Origin of the sequence: Kitasatospora sp. NPDC094016 (assembly GCF_040304045.1) — a bacterium.
In the GTDB taxonomy this organism is placed as follows: Bacteria; Actinomycetota; Actinomycetes; order Streptomycetales; family Streptomycetaceae; genus Kitasatospora.
This window is the reverse complement of record NZ_JBEOUK010000058.1, coordinates 12,914-31,636: the sequence shown is the minus strand read 5'-3', so window position 1 is coordinate 31,636 and position 18,723 is coordinate 12,914. Positions and strand designations below refer to the sequence as shown.

General features: G+C 73.0%; 13 protein-coding genes. 9 read left to right on the top strand and 4 right to left on the bottom strand.

The window, feature by feature from the left end:
- The first annotated feature begins 78 nt into the window (after positions 1-78).
- From ABT015_RS34200 to ABT015_RS34185, 4 genes are all read left to right on the top strand, one after another.
- The gene (locus tag ABT015_RS34200) at positions 79-909 is read left to right on the top strand and encodes a putative RNA methyltransferase (RefSeq protein WP_350886198.1); all 831 of its coding nucleotides are present in this window, start codon (positions 79-81) and stop codon (positions 907-909) included.
- A 94-nt stretch (positions 910-1,003) separates the two neighbouring features.
- The gene (locus tag ABT015_RS34195; RefSeq protein ID WP_350886196.1) at positions 1,004-2,356 is read left to right on the top strand and encodes an AAA family ATPase; all 1,353 of its coding nucleotides are present in this window, start codon (positions 1,004-1,006) and stop codon (positions 2,354-2,356) included.
- A gap of 27 nt (positions 2,357-2,383) precedes the next feature.
- The gene (locus ABT015_RS34190; protein WP_350886230.1) at positions 2,384-2,791 is read left to right on the top strand and encodes a nucleotide pyrophosphohydrolase; all 408 of its coding nucleotides are present in this window, start codon (positions 2,384-2,386) and stop codon (positions 2,789-2,791) included.
- Between the two features lie 165 nt (positions 2,792-2,956).
- A complete protein-coding gene (locus ABT015_RS34185) occupies positions 2,957-3,583 on the top strand; it encodes a DUF6099 family protein (protein WP_350886194.1) in 627 nt (208 codons plus the stop codon).
- On the opposite strand, the gene ABT015_RS34180 is transcribed toward ABT015_RS34185, so the two are convergent.
- Both ABT015_RS34180 and dapD read right to left on the bottom strand, forming a co-directional pair.
- On the bottom strand, positions 3,523-3,765 hold the full coding sequence (locus tag ABT015_RS34180; protein ID WP_350886192.1) for a hypothetical protein: 243 nt from the start codon (positions 3,763-3,765) through the stop codon (positions 3,523-3,525). The genes ABT015_RS34185 and ABT015_RS34180 overlap by 61 nt on opposite strands.
- A 446-nt stretch (positions 3,766-4,211) precedes the next feature.
- Positions 4,212-5,201 (bottom strand): 2,3,4,5-tetrahydropyridine-2,6-dicarboxylate N-succinyltransferase, encoded by a 990-nt coding sequence (dapD, locus tag ABT015_RS34175; protein ID WP_350886190.1) that lies wholly within the window; start codon positions 5,199-5,201, stop codon positions 4,212-4,214.
- Between the two features lie 176 nt (positions 5,202-5,377).
- Between dapD and ABT015_RS34170 the strand changes: the two genes are divergently transcribed.
- The 3 genes from ABT015_RS34170 (at position 5,378) to argF (ending at position 10,859) form a co-directional block, all read left to right on the top strand.
- Complete coding sequence (locus tag ABT015_RS34170; RefSeq protein WP_350886188.1) at positions 5,378-7,000, top strand: 3' terminal RNA ribose 2'-O-methyltransferase Hen1; 1,623 nt, start codon at positions 5,378-5,380, stop codon at positions 6,998-7,000.
- Positions 6,997-9,660: a polynucleotide kinase-phosphatase gene (locus tag ABT015_RS34165; RefSeq protein WP_350886186.1), complete on the top strand. Its 2,664-nt coding sequence runs from the start codon at positions 6,997-6,999 to the stop codon at positions 9,658-9,660. Before ABT015_RS34170 ends, ABT015_RS34165 begins: the two co-directional genes overlap by 4 nt.
- 197 nt (positions 9,661-9,857) lie before the next feature.
- On the top strand, positions 9,858-10,859 hold the full coding sequence (gene argF / locus ABT015_RS34160; RefSeq protein WP_350886184.1) for an ornithine carbamoyltransferase: 1,002 nt from the start codon (positions 9,858-9,860) through the stop codon (positions 10,857-10,859).
- Positions 10,860-10,892: 33 nt separating this feature from the next.
- Here the strand turns inward: argF and ABT015_RS34155 are convergent, their stop codons facing one another.
- Positions 10,893-11,465 (bottom strand): superoxide dismutase family protein, encoded by a 573-nt coding sequence (locus ABT015_RS34155; RefSeq protein ID WP_350886182.1) that lies wholly within the window; start codon positions 11,463-11,465, stop codon positions 10,893-10,895.
- A 471-nt stretch (positions 11,466-11,936) separates the two neighbouring features.
- On the opposite strand from ABT015_RS34155, the gene acnA reads away from it, so the two are divergent.
- Both acnA and ABT015_RS34145 read left to right on the top strand, forming a co-directional pair.
- Entirely contained in the window at positions 11,937-14,582 is a 2,646-nt protein-coding gene (gene acnA / locus ABT015_RS34150) for an aconitate hydratase AcnA (RefSeq protein ID WP_350886180.1), read from the top strand.
- 186 nt (positions 14,583-14,768) lie between these two features.
- A complete protein-coding gene (locus ABT015_RS34145; RefSeq protein ID WP_350886178.1) occupies positions 14,769-16,094 on the top strand; it encodes a glycoside hydrolase family 18 protein in 1,326 nt (441 codons plus the stop codon).
- Positions 16,095-16,150: 56 nt separating this feature from the next.
- Here ABT015_RS34145 and pepN read toward each other — a convergent pair whose 3' ends face one another.
- Positions 16,151-18,715, bottom strand: coding sequence for an aminopeptidase N (gene pepN / locus ABT015_RS34140; RefSeq protein ID WP_350886176.1), 2,565 nt, complete (start codon positions 18,713-18,715; stop codon positions 16,151-16,153).
- Positions 18,716-18,723: the final 8 nt, after the last annotated feature.

The following is an 18,723-nucleotide window of genomic DNA, read 5'->3' as shown; positions in this document are numbered from 1 at the left end:
GTTAGGCTGGTTGCTCAGGGCCACCGGACCCGCGAGACCCCCGGGCACCCGGGCTGAACGGCGAGAGAAGACGGAACGTTGCTGCAGGACATCGAGCACTACCTGGCCTGCCCCCACTGCGCGCAGGCCCTCACCCGGCACGAGCGCGCCCTGCGCTGCCCCGCCGGCCACAGCTTCGACCTCGCCAAGCAGGGCTACGTCAGCCTCCTCGCCGGCGACGCCCACACCGGCACCGGCGACACCGCCGAGATGGTCGCCGCCCGTGCCGACTTCCTCGCCGCCGGCCACTACCGGCCCATCGCCGACGCCCTCGCCGAGGCCGCCGCGGCCGCCGACCCCGAAGGCCTCGTCGCCGACCTCGGCGCCGGCACCGGCCACTACCTGGCCCACGTCCTCGACGCCCTGCCCGGCCGCGTCGGGGCCGCCCTCGACATCTCCAAGTTCGCGCTGCGCCGCGCCGCCAAGGCCCACCCCCGGATCGGTGCCGTGGTCTGCGACGCCTGGCGGCCGCTGCCGCTGCGCGACGCCTCCGCCGGGCTGATGCTCAACGTCTTCGCCCCGCGCAACGGGCCCGAGATCCGCCGCGTGCTGCGCCCCGGCGCCACCCTGCTGCTGGTCTCGCCCACCGCCCGCCACCTGCGCGAACTCGTCGGCGCGCTCGGCCTGTTGTCGGTCGACGAGGAGAAGCAGCGGCGGATCGACGAGAAGCTCGGCCCCTACCTGACCCCCGCCGGGCAGCGGCAGGTCGAGTTCACCCTGCGGCTCGGCCCGGACGACGTGCGCACCGTCGTCGGCATGGGCCCCAGCGCCTGGCACACCGACCCGGACCGGCTGGCCGCCGCGCTCGCGGACCTGCCGGACCCGGTCGAGGTGACCGCGTCCGTGACGGTGGCCGCCTACCGGCGCTGAACGACGGGCGCGCGCGGGGTGTGGCCGCCACGTTGGGATGAATCTCCTGAGCAGGCACGTTTCTGCCGACCGGCCTGCGGCTAACGTCCGACGGGTGAACCGCGACGCCACCCGGCCCGCCGCGCCGGCCCACCCCCGACCGAGCGCCCCGGGGCCCGATCGGCCATCCGTAACACGTCCCACCGTCGAGGAGCTCCGGCTCACCTCGTTCAAGTCCTACCGGCGCGCGGTCCTGCCGCTCGCGCCCCTCACCGTCCTGCACGGGCCCGCCGGCGTCGGCAAGTCCAACGCCCTCGACGCACTGGCCGTGCTCTCCCGACTCGCCCTCGGAGAGGAGATCGCCGGCTCCTTCGACGGGCTGCCCGACCGCACCGGACCCCTGGCCAAACCCGTCCGCGGCGGCCTGACCGGGTGCGTCCCGCACGGGCGCGACGCCGTCATCCTCGGCTGCACCGTCCGCTCCCCGCACGGCCGCATCCGGCTCGACGTCGTCGTCCGCACCGACGGCCCGGTGCGGATCGCCCGCGAATCGCTCACCCTGGACGGCCGCACCCTCGTCGACACCGGCGAACAGGACGTCCGCAAGCGGCGCGTCAACGTCTGCTGGCACAACGACACCCGCCAGGGCGACATCCGGGCGCCCTTCCCCAGCGGCACCATGATCACCGCGCAACTGCCGCTCCGGGTGGCCGGCTCCTCCCGGGGCGAACGACAGGTCCTCGCCGCCACCGAGGACCTGCTCACCGCCCTGCGCGAGGTCTTCCCCGTCCACCCCGTCCCCGCCCTCATGCGCGGCTGGGCCCGGCCTGACCCGCAGGCCCGGCTGCGCAGCAACGCCGCCAACATCTCCGCCGTCCTCGCCCGGCTCGGCAACGAGTGCCCGCGCCGCTACGGGCAGCTCCTGCGCGCCGTCCAGTCCGCCGCCCCGCACCCGCTGCTCGGACTCTCCCTCGCCCACCGCGGCAGCGGGCCCGACCAGCGCGTCCTCGCGGTCTTCGACGAAGGCGTCCTCGGGCGCACCGGGGCCGACCAGGCCTCCGACGGCATGCTGCGCCACCTCGCGTTCGCCGCGGTGCTGCTCACCGGGGCCGGGGTGCTCGACCTCGACGTGGCCGCCGAGGTGCCGTGGGCGCACCGGCAGCTCACCGTGCTCGCCGAGGACCTCGGCGCCGGGCTCGCCACCGAACAGACCGCCTCACTGCTGCGGCTGGCCCGGGACATGTCCGGGCGCAACCAGCTGCGCGTCCTCGCCGCCCTTCAGGAGCCCGCCGCGGCGCGGGAGGCGCTCGGCGCGGCCGAACCGCGGTCGGGCGCGGCCGTGCTGGTCGAGTGCCGGCGCGACCCGGACTCGGGGCACACCGTGCTGCGGCCCGAGACGATCCGGGTGCCGGCCCAGTGCGGGCGCGGGGACGGCGCCGACCCGGGGGCGGAGGAGGTGGACGGGTGAGGTAGACCTGGACGGGTGAACGAACGAGTGACGAGGCCGGGAGAACCGGCCGGGCCCACCGGGCCGACCTTGGAGGCCCTGCGGCAGCGGCTGGCGGACTTCGCGGCGGCCCGGCGCTGGGAGCCCTTCCACACGCCGAAGAACCTGGCGGCCGCGCTGAGCGTGGAGGCCGGCGAACTGCTGGAGATCTTCCAGTGGTTGACGCCCGAGCAGGCGGCCGCGGTGATGTCCGATCCGGAGCGGGCCCACCGGGTGCGGGACGAGGTCGCGGACGTCCTCGCGTACCTGGTGCAGTTCTGCACGGTGGTCGGGGTGGATCCGCTGGAGGCCCTCGCGGCCAAGATCGAGCGGAACGAGCTCCGCTTCCCGGTGCCGGACGGACCGGCGGACACCGACCACGGCGGGGCGGGTGTCAACCCGGACGTGGACGAATAATCCCTGTGAGGGACGGGAGTTATCCACAGCCCCGGACTTGTCCACAGCTTTCCCGATGACGGATGCGCCCTCGCCGACTTCGCCGCACGCTTTCGCCGTGACCACCTGACCGCCCCACCGGCGGTCGTGGTCCCACGGCGACAGCGAGCGAAAGGAGCGGTGGCCATGGAGGCGCTGCGACTGATCAAGAGGGCCCGGCACGCCCTGGCCGAGGCCAGACACGTACCGGACGTGCTGGCCGAGGCGCGGCAGGCCGCGCTGCTCACCGAGGCGGTGGGGGCGAGGCTGGCGGAGCTGGACGACGACGAGCTCGCCGGGCTGGGGCAGCAACTGGCCGAGGCCGCGGCGCACGCGGCGGTCTGCCTGGAACGCTCGGTCGTCAGGGCCGCCGTGCTGAGCGGTGGCCGGACCGGTCGGCTCGCCGAACTCGGCGAGCTGGCACCGTCCTTGGGTGCACTGGACGGGCTGCTGCGGGACGTCGGGGAGACGCTGGTGGTGCTGGCCTGCGGGGCCGACACCGAGAGCCTCTACTGGACGTGCATCGACGGCGTGGACGCGGTGTCGGAGTGCAAGGACCTGGCCGGGCGGCTGCGGAAGGCGGCGGGCAGGCTGGAGGGAGAGGAAGGCGCGGTGCTCGGCGGGGCGCCGGCCGAGCGGGGCTCGCCCTTACTCGTGGTCCGGCTCGGCCCGCCGGACGAGGGCGGGCCGACGGGGGAGGAGCAGGCGCCGGACTACCAGGTGCCTGGCGTGGCCGGAGCGTCGGAGGAGGAGGTGTCCGTACCGGTGGGATAGGTGGTCGGGTCGTCCTCCCGGATGCCGGGGAACTGCAACTCGGCGAGATCCGCGGACACCGAGGCGAGCAGTTCGTGCAACTGTTCCAGCAAGCTCTTCTGCGGGGCGGGCCCGGACGAGATACCGGCGGCCGAGCCCGCCGGGCTGCTCGGGAGCTGCGGCGTGGCAGTTGGTTCGGTCATGACGGGACCTCTTCGGATCGGTAGTGCGGCGTGAGGCGGCCGGCGGTGGCTCGGCCGGCCCGCGCAGCGGGGGTGCCTGATGCCTGGCCACCGAGGCACACGCCCCCGCCGCAGCACCAACGAACCGCTCCGGCGGCCGGTCACCGCGCGCCACCCGATGTGGTCCAACTCCGTTACGCCGTAAGCCTCCCGGGTGATCCCGGCTTGCCGCCGCGAAGCGGCCTGGGCTAGGTGCGCGACGAGACATACCCGGCTTGCTCGGCGCCGAGCAAGCCGGGCGCCCGACCAAGCCGGGACAGGACCAGGGCTTCGGGCGAGGGGAAGGAGGAGAGGGCGGAGGGGAGGGAGGGGGGGGAGGGGCCCCGCACGCCCACCGAAAGCCGCAGCACGCACTCGGGGTCCGGAGCCCGAGTCGGCTCCGGACCCCGACGGCGTGGTCCCGCAGGTCAGTTGTGAGCGTGCAGGTCGGCGTTGAGGCCGCCCCAGGAGCCGGAGCGGGCGATGACCTCGACGGCCCCGGTCTGCGAGTTGCGGCGGAACAGCAGGTTGTCCTGGCCGGACAGCTCGACGGCCTTGGCCACGGTGCCGTCCGGGGTGGTCACCCGGGTGCCGGCGGTGACGTAGAGGCCGGCCTCGATGACGCAGTCGCTGCCGAGCGAGATGCCGATGCCGGCGTTGGCGCCGAGCAGGCAGCGCTCGCCGACCGAGACGACCTGCTTGCCGCCGCCGGAGAGGGTGCCCATGATCGAGGCGCCGCCGCCGATGTCGCTGTGGTCGCCGACGACGACGCCCGCGCTGATCCGGCCCTCGACCATGGAGGTGCCGAGGGTGCCGGCGTTGAAGTTGACGAAGCCCTCGTGCATCACGGTGGTGCCGACGGCCAGGTGGGCGCCGAGGCGGACGCGGTCGGCGTGGGCGATGCGCACGCCGGACGGGGCGACGTAGTCGGTCATCCGCGGGAACTTGTCGATGCCGTACACGGCGAGCTGGCCGCCCTGGGCGCGGACCGCGAGGCGGGCCTGCTCGACCGCGTCCACCGGGACGGGGCCGATGCTGGTCCACGCGACGTTGGCGAGCAGCCCGAAGACGCCGTCCAGGTTCTGGCCGTGCGGCTTGACCAGGCGGTGGCTGAGCAGGTGCAGGCGCAGGTACACGTCGTGGGTGTCGAGCGGCTTCTCGTCGAGCGAGGCGATGGTGGTGCGCACGGCGACCACCTCGACGCCGCGGCGCGGGTCGGCGCGCAGCGCCTCGGCCGCGCCGGCGCCGAGTTCGGCTTCGGCCTGCTCGGCGGTCAGGCGGACGGTGCCGGCCGGGCCGGGCTCGGCGGCCAGGGCGGGGGCGGGGAACCAGGTGTCGAGGACGGTGCCGTCGGCGGCGATGGTGGCCAGGCCGGCGGCCACGGCCCCGTTCGGGAGGGAGGTCGATTCAGCAGTCACACCGTGCACGTTAACCAATGCGGGGCCCTGCTGCCGAACACGCCCGTCGTGCGGACGCGGCCGCCGGTCGGCACGCCCCTGCCGTGCGTACACGGCCGCCGGCGGGCTGCGGCGGACGGCCGCCGAGCCGGAAAACCCGGTGTTCAGCGGAGGTTTGCTCGGTGATACTCGGACGGGTGTTCATGTCGATCTCCACCACCGGCAGCGTCGAGGGCCCGGCCACCGATCTCGGCTTCCTGCTGCACAAGCACCCGGGCAAGGTCCAGCGGTTCGCGACGTCGCACGGCGAGGCGCACGTCTTCTACCCCGAGGCGGGCGACGACGTCTGTACGGCGGCGCTGCTGCTGGACGTCGACCCGATCGCGCTGGTCCGCAAGGGCCGGGGCAAGGGGCGCGGCGGCTCGCCGGACTTCGCGCTCGCCCAGTACGTCAACGACCGCCCGTACGCGGCGTCCTCGCTGCTCGCGGTGGCGCTGCGGACGGTGTTCCGGTCCGCGATGAAGGGCGCCTGCCCGGCCCGGCCCGGGCTGGCGGACCGGCCGCGCCCGCTGCGGATCACGCTGCCCGCGGTGCCCGCGAACGGCGCGGGCGAGGGCGGCGGCCCGGTGATGGCGGTCCGGCTGTTCGAGCCGCTGGGCTGGCGGGTCGAGGCGGTGGCGCTCCCGCTGGACGAGGCGTTCCCGGAGTGGGGTGAGTCCCGGTACGTGCGGCTCGCACTGGTCTCGGACGCCGTGCGGCTCGCCGACGCGCTCCAGCAGCTGTACGTGCTGCTGCCGGTGCTGGACGGCGCCAAGCACTACTGGGTCGCCCCGGACGAGGTGGACAAGCTGCTCGCCGCCGGCGAGGGCTGGCTGGCCGCGCACCCGGAACGCGCCCTGATCACCCGCCGCTACCTGTCCCGGAGCCGGGCGCTGACCCGGGTGGCGATGGAGCGTCTGGAGCTGGCCCGGTTGGCGGAGGCGGACGACCGGGAGCCCGAGGAGGTCGACAACGCGGTCGACGACCGGCCGGAGGAACCGGCGGAGGCGACCGGGGCGACGGGGGCGACATCGGAGCCCAAGCCGCCGTCCCTCGCCGGGCGGCGCCGCGCCGCGATCATCGCCGCCCTGCGGGAGGTGGGCGCGGCCCGCGTCGCCGATCTCGGCTGCGGCCGGGGCGAGTTGATCGGCGAACTGCTGAAGGACGCCCGGTTCACCGAGGTGCTCGGCGTGGACGTGTCGGCGCGGGCGTTGCAGGCGGCGGCCCGCGGACTGCGCCTGGACCGGATGCCGGAGCGGCTGGCGGCCCGGGTGACGCTGGCGCAGGGCGCGCTGACGTACACGGACGCCCGGTTGAAGGGCTTCGACGCGGCGGTGCTGTGCGAGGTGGTCGAGCACCTGGACCTGCCGAGGCTGCCCGCCCTGGAGTACGCGGTGTTCGGCGCGGCCCGGCCGGGGGCGGTGGTCGTCACCACGCCGAACGCCGAGTACAACGTCCGCTGGGAGAGCCTGCCGGCGGGCGCTGTCCGGCACGCCGACCACCGCTTCGAGTGGTCGCGCGCCGAGTTCCGCGCGTGGGCCGAGCGGGTCGCGGCCGTGTTCGGTTACACGGTGGTGCTGCGTCCGGTGGGGCCGGAGGACGAGGAGGTCGGCGCGCCGACCCAGCTGGCCCTGTTCCGCCTCGGCACCGGTCCTGCCGAGCAGACCCCGACCGGCACCGCCCGGACCGACCAGGCCGCGACCGACCAGGCCGCGACCGACCCGACCCCGACCGAGCACACCCCGACCGACCCGGCGCCCGAAGGAGGCGAATCCCGATGACCGACGAAGCGACCCCGACGCCCGAGCAGCACCAGCACCAGGAGCACGACCAGGGCCGGCCCCAGGACCACCCCGCCCCCCGCCGCCTCCCCGTCACCGACGTCTCCCTCGTCGTCCTGATCGGCACCAGCGGCGCCGGCAAGTCGACCTTCGCCCGCCGCCACTTCCGGCCCACCCAGGTCGTCTCCTCCGACTTCTGCCGCGGCCTGGTCGCCGACGACGAGAACGACCAGTCGGCCTCCGCCGAGGCCTTCGACGTCCTGCACTACATCGTCGGCAAGCGCCTCGCGGCCGGCCGGCTGACCGTCGTGGACGCCACCAACGTCCAGCCCGAGGCGCGCCGCCAGCTGGTGCGGATCGCCCGCGAGCACGACGTGCTGCCGATCGCGATCGTGCTGGACGTCCCGCCGGGCGTGTGCGCCGAGCGCAACCGCTCCCGCCCGGACCGCCAGCTGCCGGCCCACGTCGTCCCGCGCCAGCACCGCGAGCTGCGCCGTTCCCTGCACGGCCTGGAGCGCGAGGGCTTCCGCAAGGTGCACGTGCTGCGCGGCGAGGCCGAGGTGGCGGCGGCCGAGGTGGAGCTGGAGAAGCGCTACAACGACCTGCGTCACCTGACCGGCCCGTTCGACATCGTCGGCGACATCCACGGCTGCCGCTCCGAGCTGGAGACCCTGCTGACCCGCCTCGGCTACACGCTGACCCGGGACGCCGGGGGCCGGCCGGTGGACGCGGTGCCGCCGGCGGGCCGTACCGCCGTGTTCGTCGGGGACCTGGTCGACCGCGGCCCGGACACGCCGGGCGTGCTGCGCCTGGTGATGGGCATGGTCGGGGCCGGGCACGCGCTGTGCGTGCCGGGCAACCACGAGAACAAGCTGGGCCGGGCGCTGGACGGCAAGAAGGTCAACGTCGCCTACGGTCTGCAGGAGTCGCTGGATCAGCTGGCCGGCGAGTCCGAGGAGTTCCGGGCCGAGGCGCGGGAGTTCATGCGCGGCCTGGTGAGCCACTACCTGCTGGACGGCGGCGCGCTGGTGGTCTGCCACGCCGGTCTGCCGGAGCGCTACCACGGCCGCAACTCGGGCCGGGTGCGTTCGCACGCGCTGTACGGGGAGACCACCGGCGAGACCGACGAGTACGGCCTGCCGGTGCGCTACCCGTGGGCGGAGGAGTACCGGGGCAAGGCGCTGGTGGTGTACGGCCACACGCCGGTGCCGTCGGCGAGCTTCGTCAACAACACCGTCTGCCTGGACACCGGTTGCGTGTTCGGCGGCACCCTGACGGCGTTGCGCTACCCGGAGCGGGAGCTGGTGAGCGTGCCGGCCGAGCGGGAGTGGTACGCGCCGGTGCGCCCGCTGTCCACGGACGCGCCGGGCGCCCGCGAGGGCCGTCCGCTGGATCTCGCCGACGTGGCGGGCCGCCGGATCGTCGAGACCGGGCTGCACGGGCGGGTCGCGGTCCGGGAGGAGAACGCGGCGGCGGCGCTGGAGGTGATGAGCCGCTTCGCGCTGGACCCGCGGCTGCTGGCGTACCTGCCGCCGACCATGGCGCCGAGCGCGGCCTCCCGCCGGGACGGCTTCCTGGAACACCCGCAGGAGGCGTTCGCCGCCTACCGCGCGGACGGCGTGCGGCACCTGGTGTGCGAGGAGAAGCACATGGGGTCCCGCGCGGTGGTGTTGGTCGCCCGGGACGACGCGGCGCTGGAGCGGCGCTTCGGCGTGGCCGGTCCGGGCGCGATCTGGACCAGGACGGGCCGGGCGTTCCTCGCCGACGACGGCCTGACCGCGGCCGTGCTGGGCCGGGTACGGGCGGCCGCCGAGCGCTCGGGGCTGTTCGACGAGCTGGGCACCGGCTGGCTGCTGCTGGACGCAGAGCTGATGCCCTGGTCACTGAAGGCCGTGGAACTGCTGCGCCGCCAGTACGCGGCGGTCGGCGCGGCGGCGGGCGCCGCCCTGCCGGAGGCGCTGGCGGCCCTGGAGCGGGCGGCCGGTCGCGGGCTGGACCTGGCGGAGCTGACCGACAGGCAGCGGCGGCGCGCGGCCGACGCGCAGGCGTTCACCGAGGCGTACCGGCGGTACTGCTGGCCGACCGAGGGGCTGTCGGGCGTGCGGTTGGCGCCGTTCCAGGTGCTGGCCGCCGAGGGGGCGAACCTCGCGGTGCGCCCGCACGACGAGCACCTGGCCTGGATCGACCGCCTGGTCGTGGCCGACGAAGCGGCGTCCGAAACGGACGGCGACCGGGCACCGGTCGTGCACCGCACCGGTCGCTTCCTGGTGGACACCGAGGACGAGGCCTCGGTGGCGGCCGCCACGGCCTGGTGGGAGGAGCTGACGGCGGCGGGCGGCGAGGGCATGGTGGTCAAACCGCTGGCCTCGGTGGTGCGCACGAAGCGGGGCGGGGACCGCCCGGGCGGGCTGGTGCAGCCGGGGGTGAAGGTGCGCGGCCGGGAGTACCTGCGGATCGTCTACGGCCCGGACTACACCGAGTACCTGGACCGGCTGCGCGAGCGGTCGCTGGGCCACAAGCGCTCGCTGGCGCTGCGCGAGTACGCGCTGGGTCTGGAGGCGCTGGACCGGCTGGCGGCCGGCGAGCCGCTGTGGCGGGTGCACGAGCCGGTGTTCGCGGTGCTCGCGCTGGAGTCCGAGCCGGTCGATCCGCGCCTGTAGGCCGACGGGAGTCGAGGAGGCCCGCGCCTGTGGGCTGACCGGGCGCGGAGGGTGCCCGCGGCTGTAGGCCGACCGGGCGTTGAGGGGGGAGCCTGCGGCGGGGTTCCCCCCTCTTCCACCCCCGCCGTGTATAGAAATTCCGAGTATCGTATAGACTTGCTTCTTTCCCGCACGTCCCGTCATCCCAGGAGCCCGGCATGGCCTTCAACCTCCGGAACAGGCACTTCCTCAAGGAGCTCGACTTCACGCCCCAGGAGTTCCGCTTCCTGGTGGACCTCGCCGCCGGGCTCAAGGCGGCCAAGTATGCGGGCACCGAGCAGCCCCGGCTGCGCGGGAAGAACATCGCGCTGATCTTCGAGAAGACCTCCACCCGTACCCGCTGCGCCTTCGAGGTCGCCGCCCACGATCAGGGCGCCACCACGACCTACCTGGACTCGTCCGGTTCGCAGATCGGCCACAAGGAGTCCATCCGGGACACCGCCCGGGTGCTCGGCAGGATGTTCGACGGCATCGAGTACCGCGGCCACGGCCAGGAGGTCGTCGAGGAGCTGGCCGCGAACGCCGGCGTCCCGGTCTGGAACGGTCTCACCGACGAGTGGCATCCCACCCAGATGCTGGCCGACGTCCTCACCATGACCGAGCACGGCACCAAGACGCTGACCGGGACCGCCCTCGCCTACCTCGGCGACGCCCGCTCCAACACGGGCAACTCGCTGCTGGTCACCGGCGCCCTGCTCGGCATGGACGTCCGGATCGTCGCCCCGCGCTCCCTCTGGCCCGCCGAGGAGGTCCGGAAGGCGGCCGAGACGCTGGCCGAGGCGACCGGCGCCCGGATCGCCCTCACCGAGGACGTGGCCGAGGGCGTGGCCGACGTGGACTTCCTCTACACCGACGTCTGGGTCTCGATGGGCGAGCCCAAGGAGGTCTGGGCCGAGCGGATCGAGTTGCTCAAGCCCTACCAGGTGTCGATGGACACCGTCCGGGCCACCGGCAACCCGGCCGTGAAGTTCCTGCACTGCCTGCCCGCGTTCCACGACCTCGGCACGGTGGTCGGGCGGCAGCTGTACGAGGCGACCGGCATGACCGAGCTGGAGTGCACCGACGAGCTGTTCGAGTCGGCGCACTCCGTCGTGTTCGACCAGGCCGAGAACCGCCTGCACACCATCAAGGCGGTCCTGGTCGCCACCCTCGGCTCCTGAAGCTGAAGCTGAAGCAGGAGCAGGAGCAGGAGCTCACTTCTCCAGCTTGACGCAGGCCGCCCGGTCGCCCGCCGCGTGCGGGCCGGCCGGGGTGCCCGCGTGCATCACCAGCGAGCGGGCCTCGCCCGGCCGCGGCTGCCAGGGCACCGAGGTCGTCGCGGTGCCCTCGCCGTGCTCGTCGGTGCGCAGCGCCAGCCGCAGTTCGTTGCGCCCGTTGGCGTACGCGGGGTCGGTGGACGGCTGCACCGGGTCCACGGCGTCCTGGTAGTGCGGTCCGGACGAGGCCGGGTCGGCCCCGCAGGAGCCGGTGTGCAGGTGCACCGGGAACTCGTGGTCGGGGGCGAGTCCGGTGACGGTCATTGTGAGCACCGTCCGCCCCGCGGTGGAGCGGTCGGTGACGATCCGGGTGCGCGCGCCGTACGGCACGAGGTCGTCCGCGTAGCTGACGGCGGTCGGCGGGACGAAGGCCGTCGCGGGGTCGAAGGCGGCCTCGACGACGGAGACGGGCGAGGCGGCGGAGCCCGGCGAGGCGGCAGGGGCCGACGAGGCGGCGGCGGGGACGAGCAGGGCCAGCGGCAGCAGCGCGGCGGCGAGCGGAGCGGACATCAACGGGCCTTCCACGGGCGGGGTGACGGACGCCCTGCTCAACGGCGCCGGGCGCCGGTGGACACCCTCGAACGGTCCCGGAGGCGAACGGGGTCGCGCGGGCGCACCTCTGCTCGTCCCGTCGCCGACCGGCGGTTCCGGTGGTGAGCTGGTGTGAGTCGGTGCTGGGTCGGTGTTGGGTCGACACTGGGCCTGCGCCGACCCGGCAGCGGTGCGGTTGCCGCCCGCCGCCGCCCGAAAGGCCTCTGACCTGCGCTTTTGCCGACCCAGGCATGCCTGCGGTGGTGAAGGTGACGGCATGCACTATGGTTTATCTCGACATCGAGATAACTGCCCCATAGGATATATCTCGACATCAAGATACTTGCCGAGCGGAGCTCGCCGGCGATGCGGGCAAGGTAAGCCTAAGTAAGGCTGACCTTACCACCGTGGCGGCCGGATACCGCACGAAGCACCCAGAAGGAGTCAGTCGTGTCCGCGAACAGCTTCGACGCCCGCAGCTCGCTGCAGGTGGGCGACGAGTCGTACGAGATCTTCAAGCTCTCCGCCGTCGAGGGTTCCGAGCGGCTGCCGTACAGCCTCAAGGTGCTGCTGGAGAACCTGCTCCGCACGGAGGACGGCGCGAACATCACCGCCGACCACATCCGCGCGCTCGGCAACTGGGACGCCAGCGCCCAGCCGAGCCAGGAGATCCAGTTCACGCCGGCCCGCGTGATCATGCAGGACTTCACCGGCGTGCCGTGCGTGGTCGACCTCGCCACCATGCGTGAGGCCGTCAAGGAGCTGGGCGGCGACCCGGCCAAGATCAACCCGCTGGCCCCGGCCGAGCTGGTCATCGACCACTCCGTCATCGCCGACAAGTTCGGCACCCCGGACGCCTTCGTCCAGAACGTCGAGATCGAGTACGGCCGCAACAAGGAGCGCTACCAGTTCCTGCGCTGGGGCCAGACCGCGTTCGACGAGTTCAAGGTCGTCCCGCCCGGCACCGGCATCGTCCACCAGGTGAACATCGAGCACCTGGCCCGCACCGTCATGGTCCGCGGCGGCCAGGCCTACCCGGACACCTGCGTCGGCACCGACTCGCACACCACCATGGTCAACGGCCTGGGCGTGCTGGGCTGGGGCGTCGGCGGCATCGAGGCCGAGGCCGCGATGCTGGGCCAGCCGGTCTCCATGCTGATCCCGCGCGTGGTCGGCTTCAAGCTCAACGGCCAGCTGCCGGCCGGCACCACCGCCACCGACCTGGTGCTCACCATCACCGAGATGCTGCGCAAGCACGGTGTGGTCGGCAAGTTCGTCGAGTTCTACGGCGAGGGCGTCTCCGCGATCCCGCTGGCCAACCGCGCCACCATCGGCAACATGTCGCCGGAGTTCGGCTCGACCTGCGCGATCTTCCCGATCGACGCCGAGACCATCAACTACCTCAAGCTCACCGGCCGCGACGAGCAGCAGCTCGCCCTGGTCGAGGCGTACGCCAAGGAGCAGGGCCTCTGGCACGACCCGTCGGTCGAGCCGGTCTTCTCCGAGTACCTGGAGCTGGACGTCTCCACCGTCGTCCCGTCGATCTCCGGCCCGAAGCGCCCGCAGGACCGCGTCGTCCTGGCCGAGGCCGCCACCCGGTTCGCCGAGGCGCTGCCGACGTACTCCGCCGAGGCCTCGAAGCCGACCGCCGTCACCGCCCCCGACGGGTCGACGTACGAGATCGACAACGGCGCGGTCGTGATCGCCTCGATCACCTCCTGCACCAACACCTCCAACCCCTCCGTCATGCTGGGCGCCGCCCTGCTGGCGAAGAAGGCCGTGGAGAAGGGCCTCACGGTCAAGCCGTGGGTCAAGACCACCCTGGCCCCCGGGTCCAAGGTCGTCATGGACTACTACGAGAAGGCCGGCCTGCTCCCGTACATGGAGAAGCTGGGCTTCAACCTGGTCGGCTACGGCTGCGTCACCTGCATCGGCAACTCGGGCCCGCTGCCCGAGGAGGTCTCGGCCGCTGTCAACGAGGCCGACCTGGCGGTCGTCTCGGTGCTCTCCGGCAACCGCAACTTCGAGGGCCGGATCAACCCGGACGTGAAGATGAACTACCTGGCCTCGCCGCCGCTGGTGGTCGCCTACGCCCTGGCCGGCAACATGAACATCGACATCACCCGCGACGCCCTGGGCCAGGACGCCGACGGCAACGACGTCTTCCTCGCCGACATCTGGCCGTCGGAGCAGGAGGTGGCGGACACCGTCGCCGGCTCCATCGACGAGGCGATGTTCGACAAGGGCTACCAGGACGTCTTCGCCGGTGACCACCGCTGGCAGTCGCTCCCCGTCCCGACCGGCAACACCTTCGAGTGGGACGCCGAGTCCACCTACGTCCGCAAGCCCCCGTACTTCGAGGGCATGGCCAAGACCCCGAGCCCGGTGACCGACATCGCCGGCGCCCGCGTCCTGGCCAAGCTGGGCGACTCGGTCACCACCGACCACATCTCCCCGGCCGGCAACATCAAGCCGGGCACCCCGGCGGCGCAGTACCTGACCGCCAACGGTGTCGAGAAGCGCGACTTCAACTCCTACGGCTCGCGCCGCGGCAACCACGAGGTGATGATCCGCGGCACCTTCGCCAACATCCGTCTGCGCAACCAGATCGCGCCGGGCACCGAGGGCGGCTACACCCGCGACTTCACCCAGGCCGACGGCCCGGTGTCGTTCATCTACGACGCCTCGCAGAACTACCAGGCCGCCGGCACCCCGCTGGTCGTCCTGGCCGGCAAGGAGTACGGCTCCGGCTCGTCCCGCGACTGGGCCGCCAAGGGCACCGCGCTGCTGGGCGTCAAGGCCGTCATCGCCGAGTCGTACGAGCGCATCCACCGCTCGAACCTGATCGGCATGGGCGTCCTGCCGCTGCAGTTCCCGGAGGGCCAGACCGCCGAGTCCCTCGGTCTGACCGGCGAGGAGACCTTCTCCTTCACCGGCGTGACCGAGCTCAACGAGGGCCGCACCCCGAAGACCGTCAAGGTCAAGGCCGGTGACAAGGAGTTCGACGCGGTCGTCCGCATCGACACCCCCGGTGAGGCGGACTACTACCGCAACGGCGGCATCCTGCAGTACGTGCTGCGCTCGCTCATCGGCTGAACCGAGTTCTAGTTCCGGGGGCTGAGCGCCCCGGTGGCTGAGAGGCCGGACCGCATCGCGCGGTCCGGCCTCTTTTGCATGCTGCCTCTCCTGCGCCCTGCCCCTTGTGCGGTGTGCCGCGATGGACTAAACCTCTATCCCATCTGGTCCAGACCAATTGACGCTCATTCAGAGAACAGGTCCGGTATGCCCACTCGCGCTTCAGCCCTGCTCGCCGCCGCCACCGTCGCCGCGCTGCTCGCCGCCCCCGCCACCGCCAACGCCGCCGACGGCGGGCACGGCCCGAAGCTGAAGGGCCAGCGGGTCGGCTACTTCACCCAGTGGGGCGCCGACAGCTCCGCCAAGCGCGTCCAGGACTCCGGCCAGGCCGGGAAGCTCACCGTCGTCAACTACGCCTTCGGCAACGTCTCCGCCGACGGCACCTGCTTCGAGAGCAACGACGCCGGCCAGGGCGACGCCCACAACGACTACCAGCGCGCCTTCTCCGCCGCCGACTCGGTCGACGGCGTGGCCGACGCCCCGGGCCAGAAGCTGAAGGGCCACTTCAACCAGCTGCGCAAGCTCAAGGCGAAGAACCCGCAGCTGCGCACGGTCATCTCGCTCGGCGGCTGGAGCTGGTCCAAGTACTTCTCCGACGCGGCCGCCACCGACGCCGCGCGCAAGAAGTTCGTCTCCTCCTGCATCGACCTCTACCTCAAGGGCGACGTGCCGGTCCTGCCCGGCTCCCCGGAGGGCGGCGCCGGCGCGGCCGCGGGCGTCTTCGACGGCATCGACATCGACTGGGAGTACCCGGGCGGCGGCGGGGACGCGGGCAACGTGGTCCGCCCCGAGGACGGGCGCAACTTCACCCTGCTGATGCAGGAGTTCCGGCGCCAGCTCGACGACTTCGGCAAGAAGGGCGGCAAGAAGGGCGACAAGGGCAGGCACTACCTGCTGACCGCCGCCGTCGCCGCCAACGAGACCGTCGCCGACCGGCTCGAACTGCCCGAGCTGAGCGAGTCCGTCGACTGGCTCAACCTGATGACCTACGACCTGCACGGCCCCTGGGAGGGCAAGGGCCCGGCCAACCACCAGGCCAACCTCTACTCCGACCCGGCCGACCCCGACGCCCGCCGGCGCAGCGCCGACACGGCCGTCGACCACTACCAGGAGCGCGGCCTGCCCGCCGAGCAGATCGTGCTCGGCGCCCCGCTGTACGGCCACGGCTGGACGGGCGTCGCGCCCGGCAGGCGCGGCGGCCTCTACCAGAGCGCCACCGCCACCGCCCCCGACCTCTCCTACCGGGAGGTCAACGCGCTGCCCGGCAAGGTGTACGTGGACCGCGACCACGGCGCGTCCTGGAAGTACGACGGCACCACCTTCTACAGCTACGACACCGCCGAGGTGCTCACCCAGAAGGCGCGGTACGTGCGCTGGAACGACCTGGGCGGCGTGATGGTCTGGTCGCTGGACGGCGACGACGCCCAGGGCAGTGCGATCGCCGCCCTGGACCGCGGCCTGCGCCGCGACTGACGCCCCGACGTGAAGAGGCCCGCCGTGTCCGCACGGCGGGCCCCTTCACACCTGGGTCAGGCCCGGTCGCAGGCCTGCGCCCGCAGCGCGCGGGCCAGGTCGTCGCGGCACTCCAGGACCAGGCGGCGCAGCGCCGGCGCGGCCTGCGGGTGGCCGTCCAGCCAGGCGTCGGCCTCGGCCAGGGTCTGCTCGCCGGTCTGCGCGCGCGGGAAGAAACCGCTGACGATCCGCATCGCGATCTCGATGGTCCGCTCGGCCCAGACCCGCTCCAGCAGCTTGAAGTAGGGCGCCGCGTAGAGCGCGGTCAGGTCGCGGTGGGCGGGCAGCGCGAAGCCCGCGATCTCGGCCTCGACCAGGGCGTTCGGCAGTTCGTCGGAGTCGACCACGGCCGACCAGGCGGCGGCCTTGGCCTCCGGGGTGGGCCGGGCGGCCAGGCACTGGGTGTACTGGCGCTTGCCGCTGGCGGTGTTGTCGGCGGCCAGCTCCCCGGCCAGTTCCTCGTCGCCGGCCTGGCCGGCGGCGGCCAGCGCCAGCCACAGCGACCAGCGCAGCTCCTGGTCGACCTCCAGGCCGTCGATCCGGGCGCTGCCGGCCAGCAGGCCGCGGACCAGGCCGAGGTGCTCGGCGCCGCCCGCGGTCTGGGCGAGGAAGCGGGCCCAGGCCAGCTGGTGGTCGCTGCCGGGGACGGCCTCGCGCAGTTCGCGCAGGGCGCCGTCGGCCAGCTGCCGGCCGCCCTCGCCGCGCCAGGCCGGGTCGGCGTACAGGTCGACGGCGGTCTTGGCCTGGGCGTGCAGTGACTGCAGCACGCCGATGTTGCCCTCCTGGCCGGCGAAGCGCAGCACCAGGGCGACGTAGTCGCGGGCCGGCATCAGGCCGTCCCGGGTGAGGTTCCAGACGGCGGACCAGGCGAGGGCCCGGGCGAGCTCGTCGTGGATGTCGCCGAGGCCGGTGCGCAGGGTCTGCAGGGACTCGGAGTCGAAGCGGACCTTGCAGTAGGTGAGGTCGTCGTCGTTGAGTAGCACCAGCGCGGGGCGGGGGCGGCCGGCGGCCTCGGTGACGACGGTGCGGTTGCCGGTGACGTCGAGCTCGATCCGCTCGGTGCGCACCAGGGAGCCGTCGGCGTCCCGGTCGTAGAGGCCGATCGCGATCCGGTGCGGGCGCAGTACCGCCCCGTCCTGGAGGACGGCGAGTTCGGTGATCCGGCCCTCGGCGTCGGTGGTCACCTGCGGGGTGAGCGAGTCGACCCCGGCGGTCTGCAGCCAGGCGGCGGCCCAGGCCTTGAGGTCGCGGCCGCTGGTCTCCTCCAGGACGTCCAGCAGGTCGCCGAGTTCGGTGTTGCCGAAGGCGTGGCGCTTGAAGTAGCGGCGGGCGCCCTCGAAGAAGGCCTCGGAGCCGACGTAGGCGACCAGCTGCTTGAGGACGGCGGCGCCCTTGGCGTAGGTGATGCCGTCGAAGTTGAGCTTGGCGTCCTCGAGGTCGCGGATGTCGGCGGTGATCGGGTGGGTGGTGGGGAGCTGGTCCTGCCGGTAGGCCCAGGCCTTGCGCTGGTTGGCGAAGGTGACCCAGGCGGAGGAGTACCGGGTGCGGGCGCCGATCAGGCCGTAGGAGCCCATGAAGTCGGCGAAGGACTCCTTCAGCCACAGGTCGTCCCACCAGCGCATGGTGACCAGGTCGCCGAACCACATGTGCGCCATCTCGTGCAGGATGACGTTGGCGCGGCCCTCGTAGGCGGCGTCGGTGACCTTCGAGCGGAAGACGAACTCCTCGCGGAAGGTGACGCAGCCGGGGTTCTCCATGGCGCCGATGTTGTACTCGGGGACGAATGCCTGGTCGTACTTGCCGAAGGGGTACGGGTAGTCGAACTCCTCGTGGAAGAAGTCGAGTCCGAGCTTGGTGACGCCGAGGATCTCGTCCGCGTCGAAGTACTGGGCGAGGGACTTGCGGCACATCGCGGAGAGCGGGATCTCCAGGGTGGTGCCGTCGGCGAGTTCGCGGCTGTAGTGGTCGCGGGCGACGTGGTAGGGGCCGGCCACGACGGCGGTGAGGTAGCTGGAGATCGGCTGGGTCGGCGCGAACTCCCAGGTGCGGGCGGCGCCTTCCTCGGTGACCTCGTCGTGGACGGCGTTGGACCAGACGTCCCAGGCGGCCGGGGCGGTGACGGTGAAGCGGAACGGGGCCTTCAGGTCGGGCTGTTCGAAGGTCGCGAAGACCCGGCGGGCGTCGGCCGGCTCGTAGTGGGTGTAGAGGTACGTCTCGCCGTCCACCGGGTCGGTGAAGCGGTGCAGGCCCTCGCCGGTGCGGCTGTAGGCGCAGTCCGCCTCGACGGTGAGGACGTTCTCGGCGGCGAGGCCGTCGACGTGCACCCGGGCGCCGTCGTAGGCGGTGGCCGGGTCGATCGCGCGGCCGTTGAGGGTGACGGCGTGGACGGCGGGGGCGAGCAGGTCGAGGAAGGTGTCGGCGCCGGGCCGGGAGCAGCGGAAGGTGACGGTGGTGGTGGAGCGGAAGGTGGCGGCCGCCGGATCGGGGGCGGAGGTCACGTCCAGCCGGACCTGGTAGCCCTCCACGGCCAGGATGCTGGCCCGCTGCTGCGCTTCGTCGCGGCTCAGGTTCTTGCCCGGCACGGCGGTAC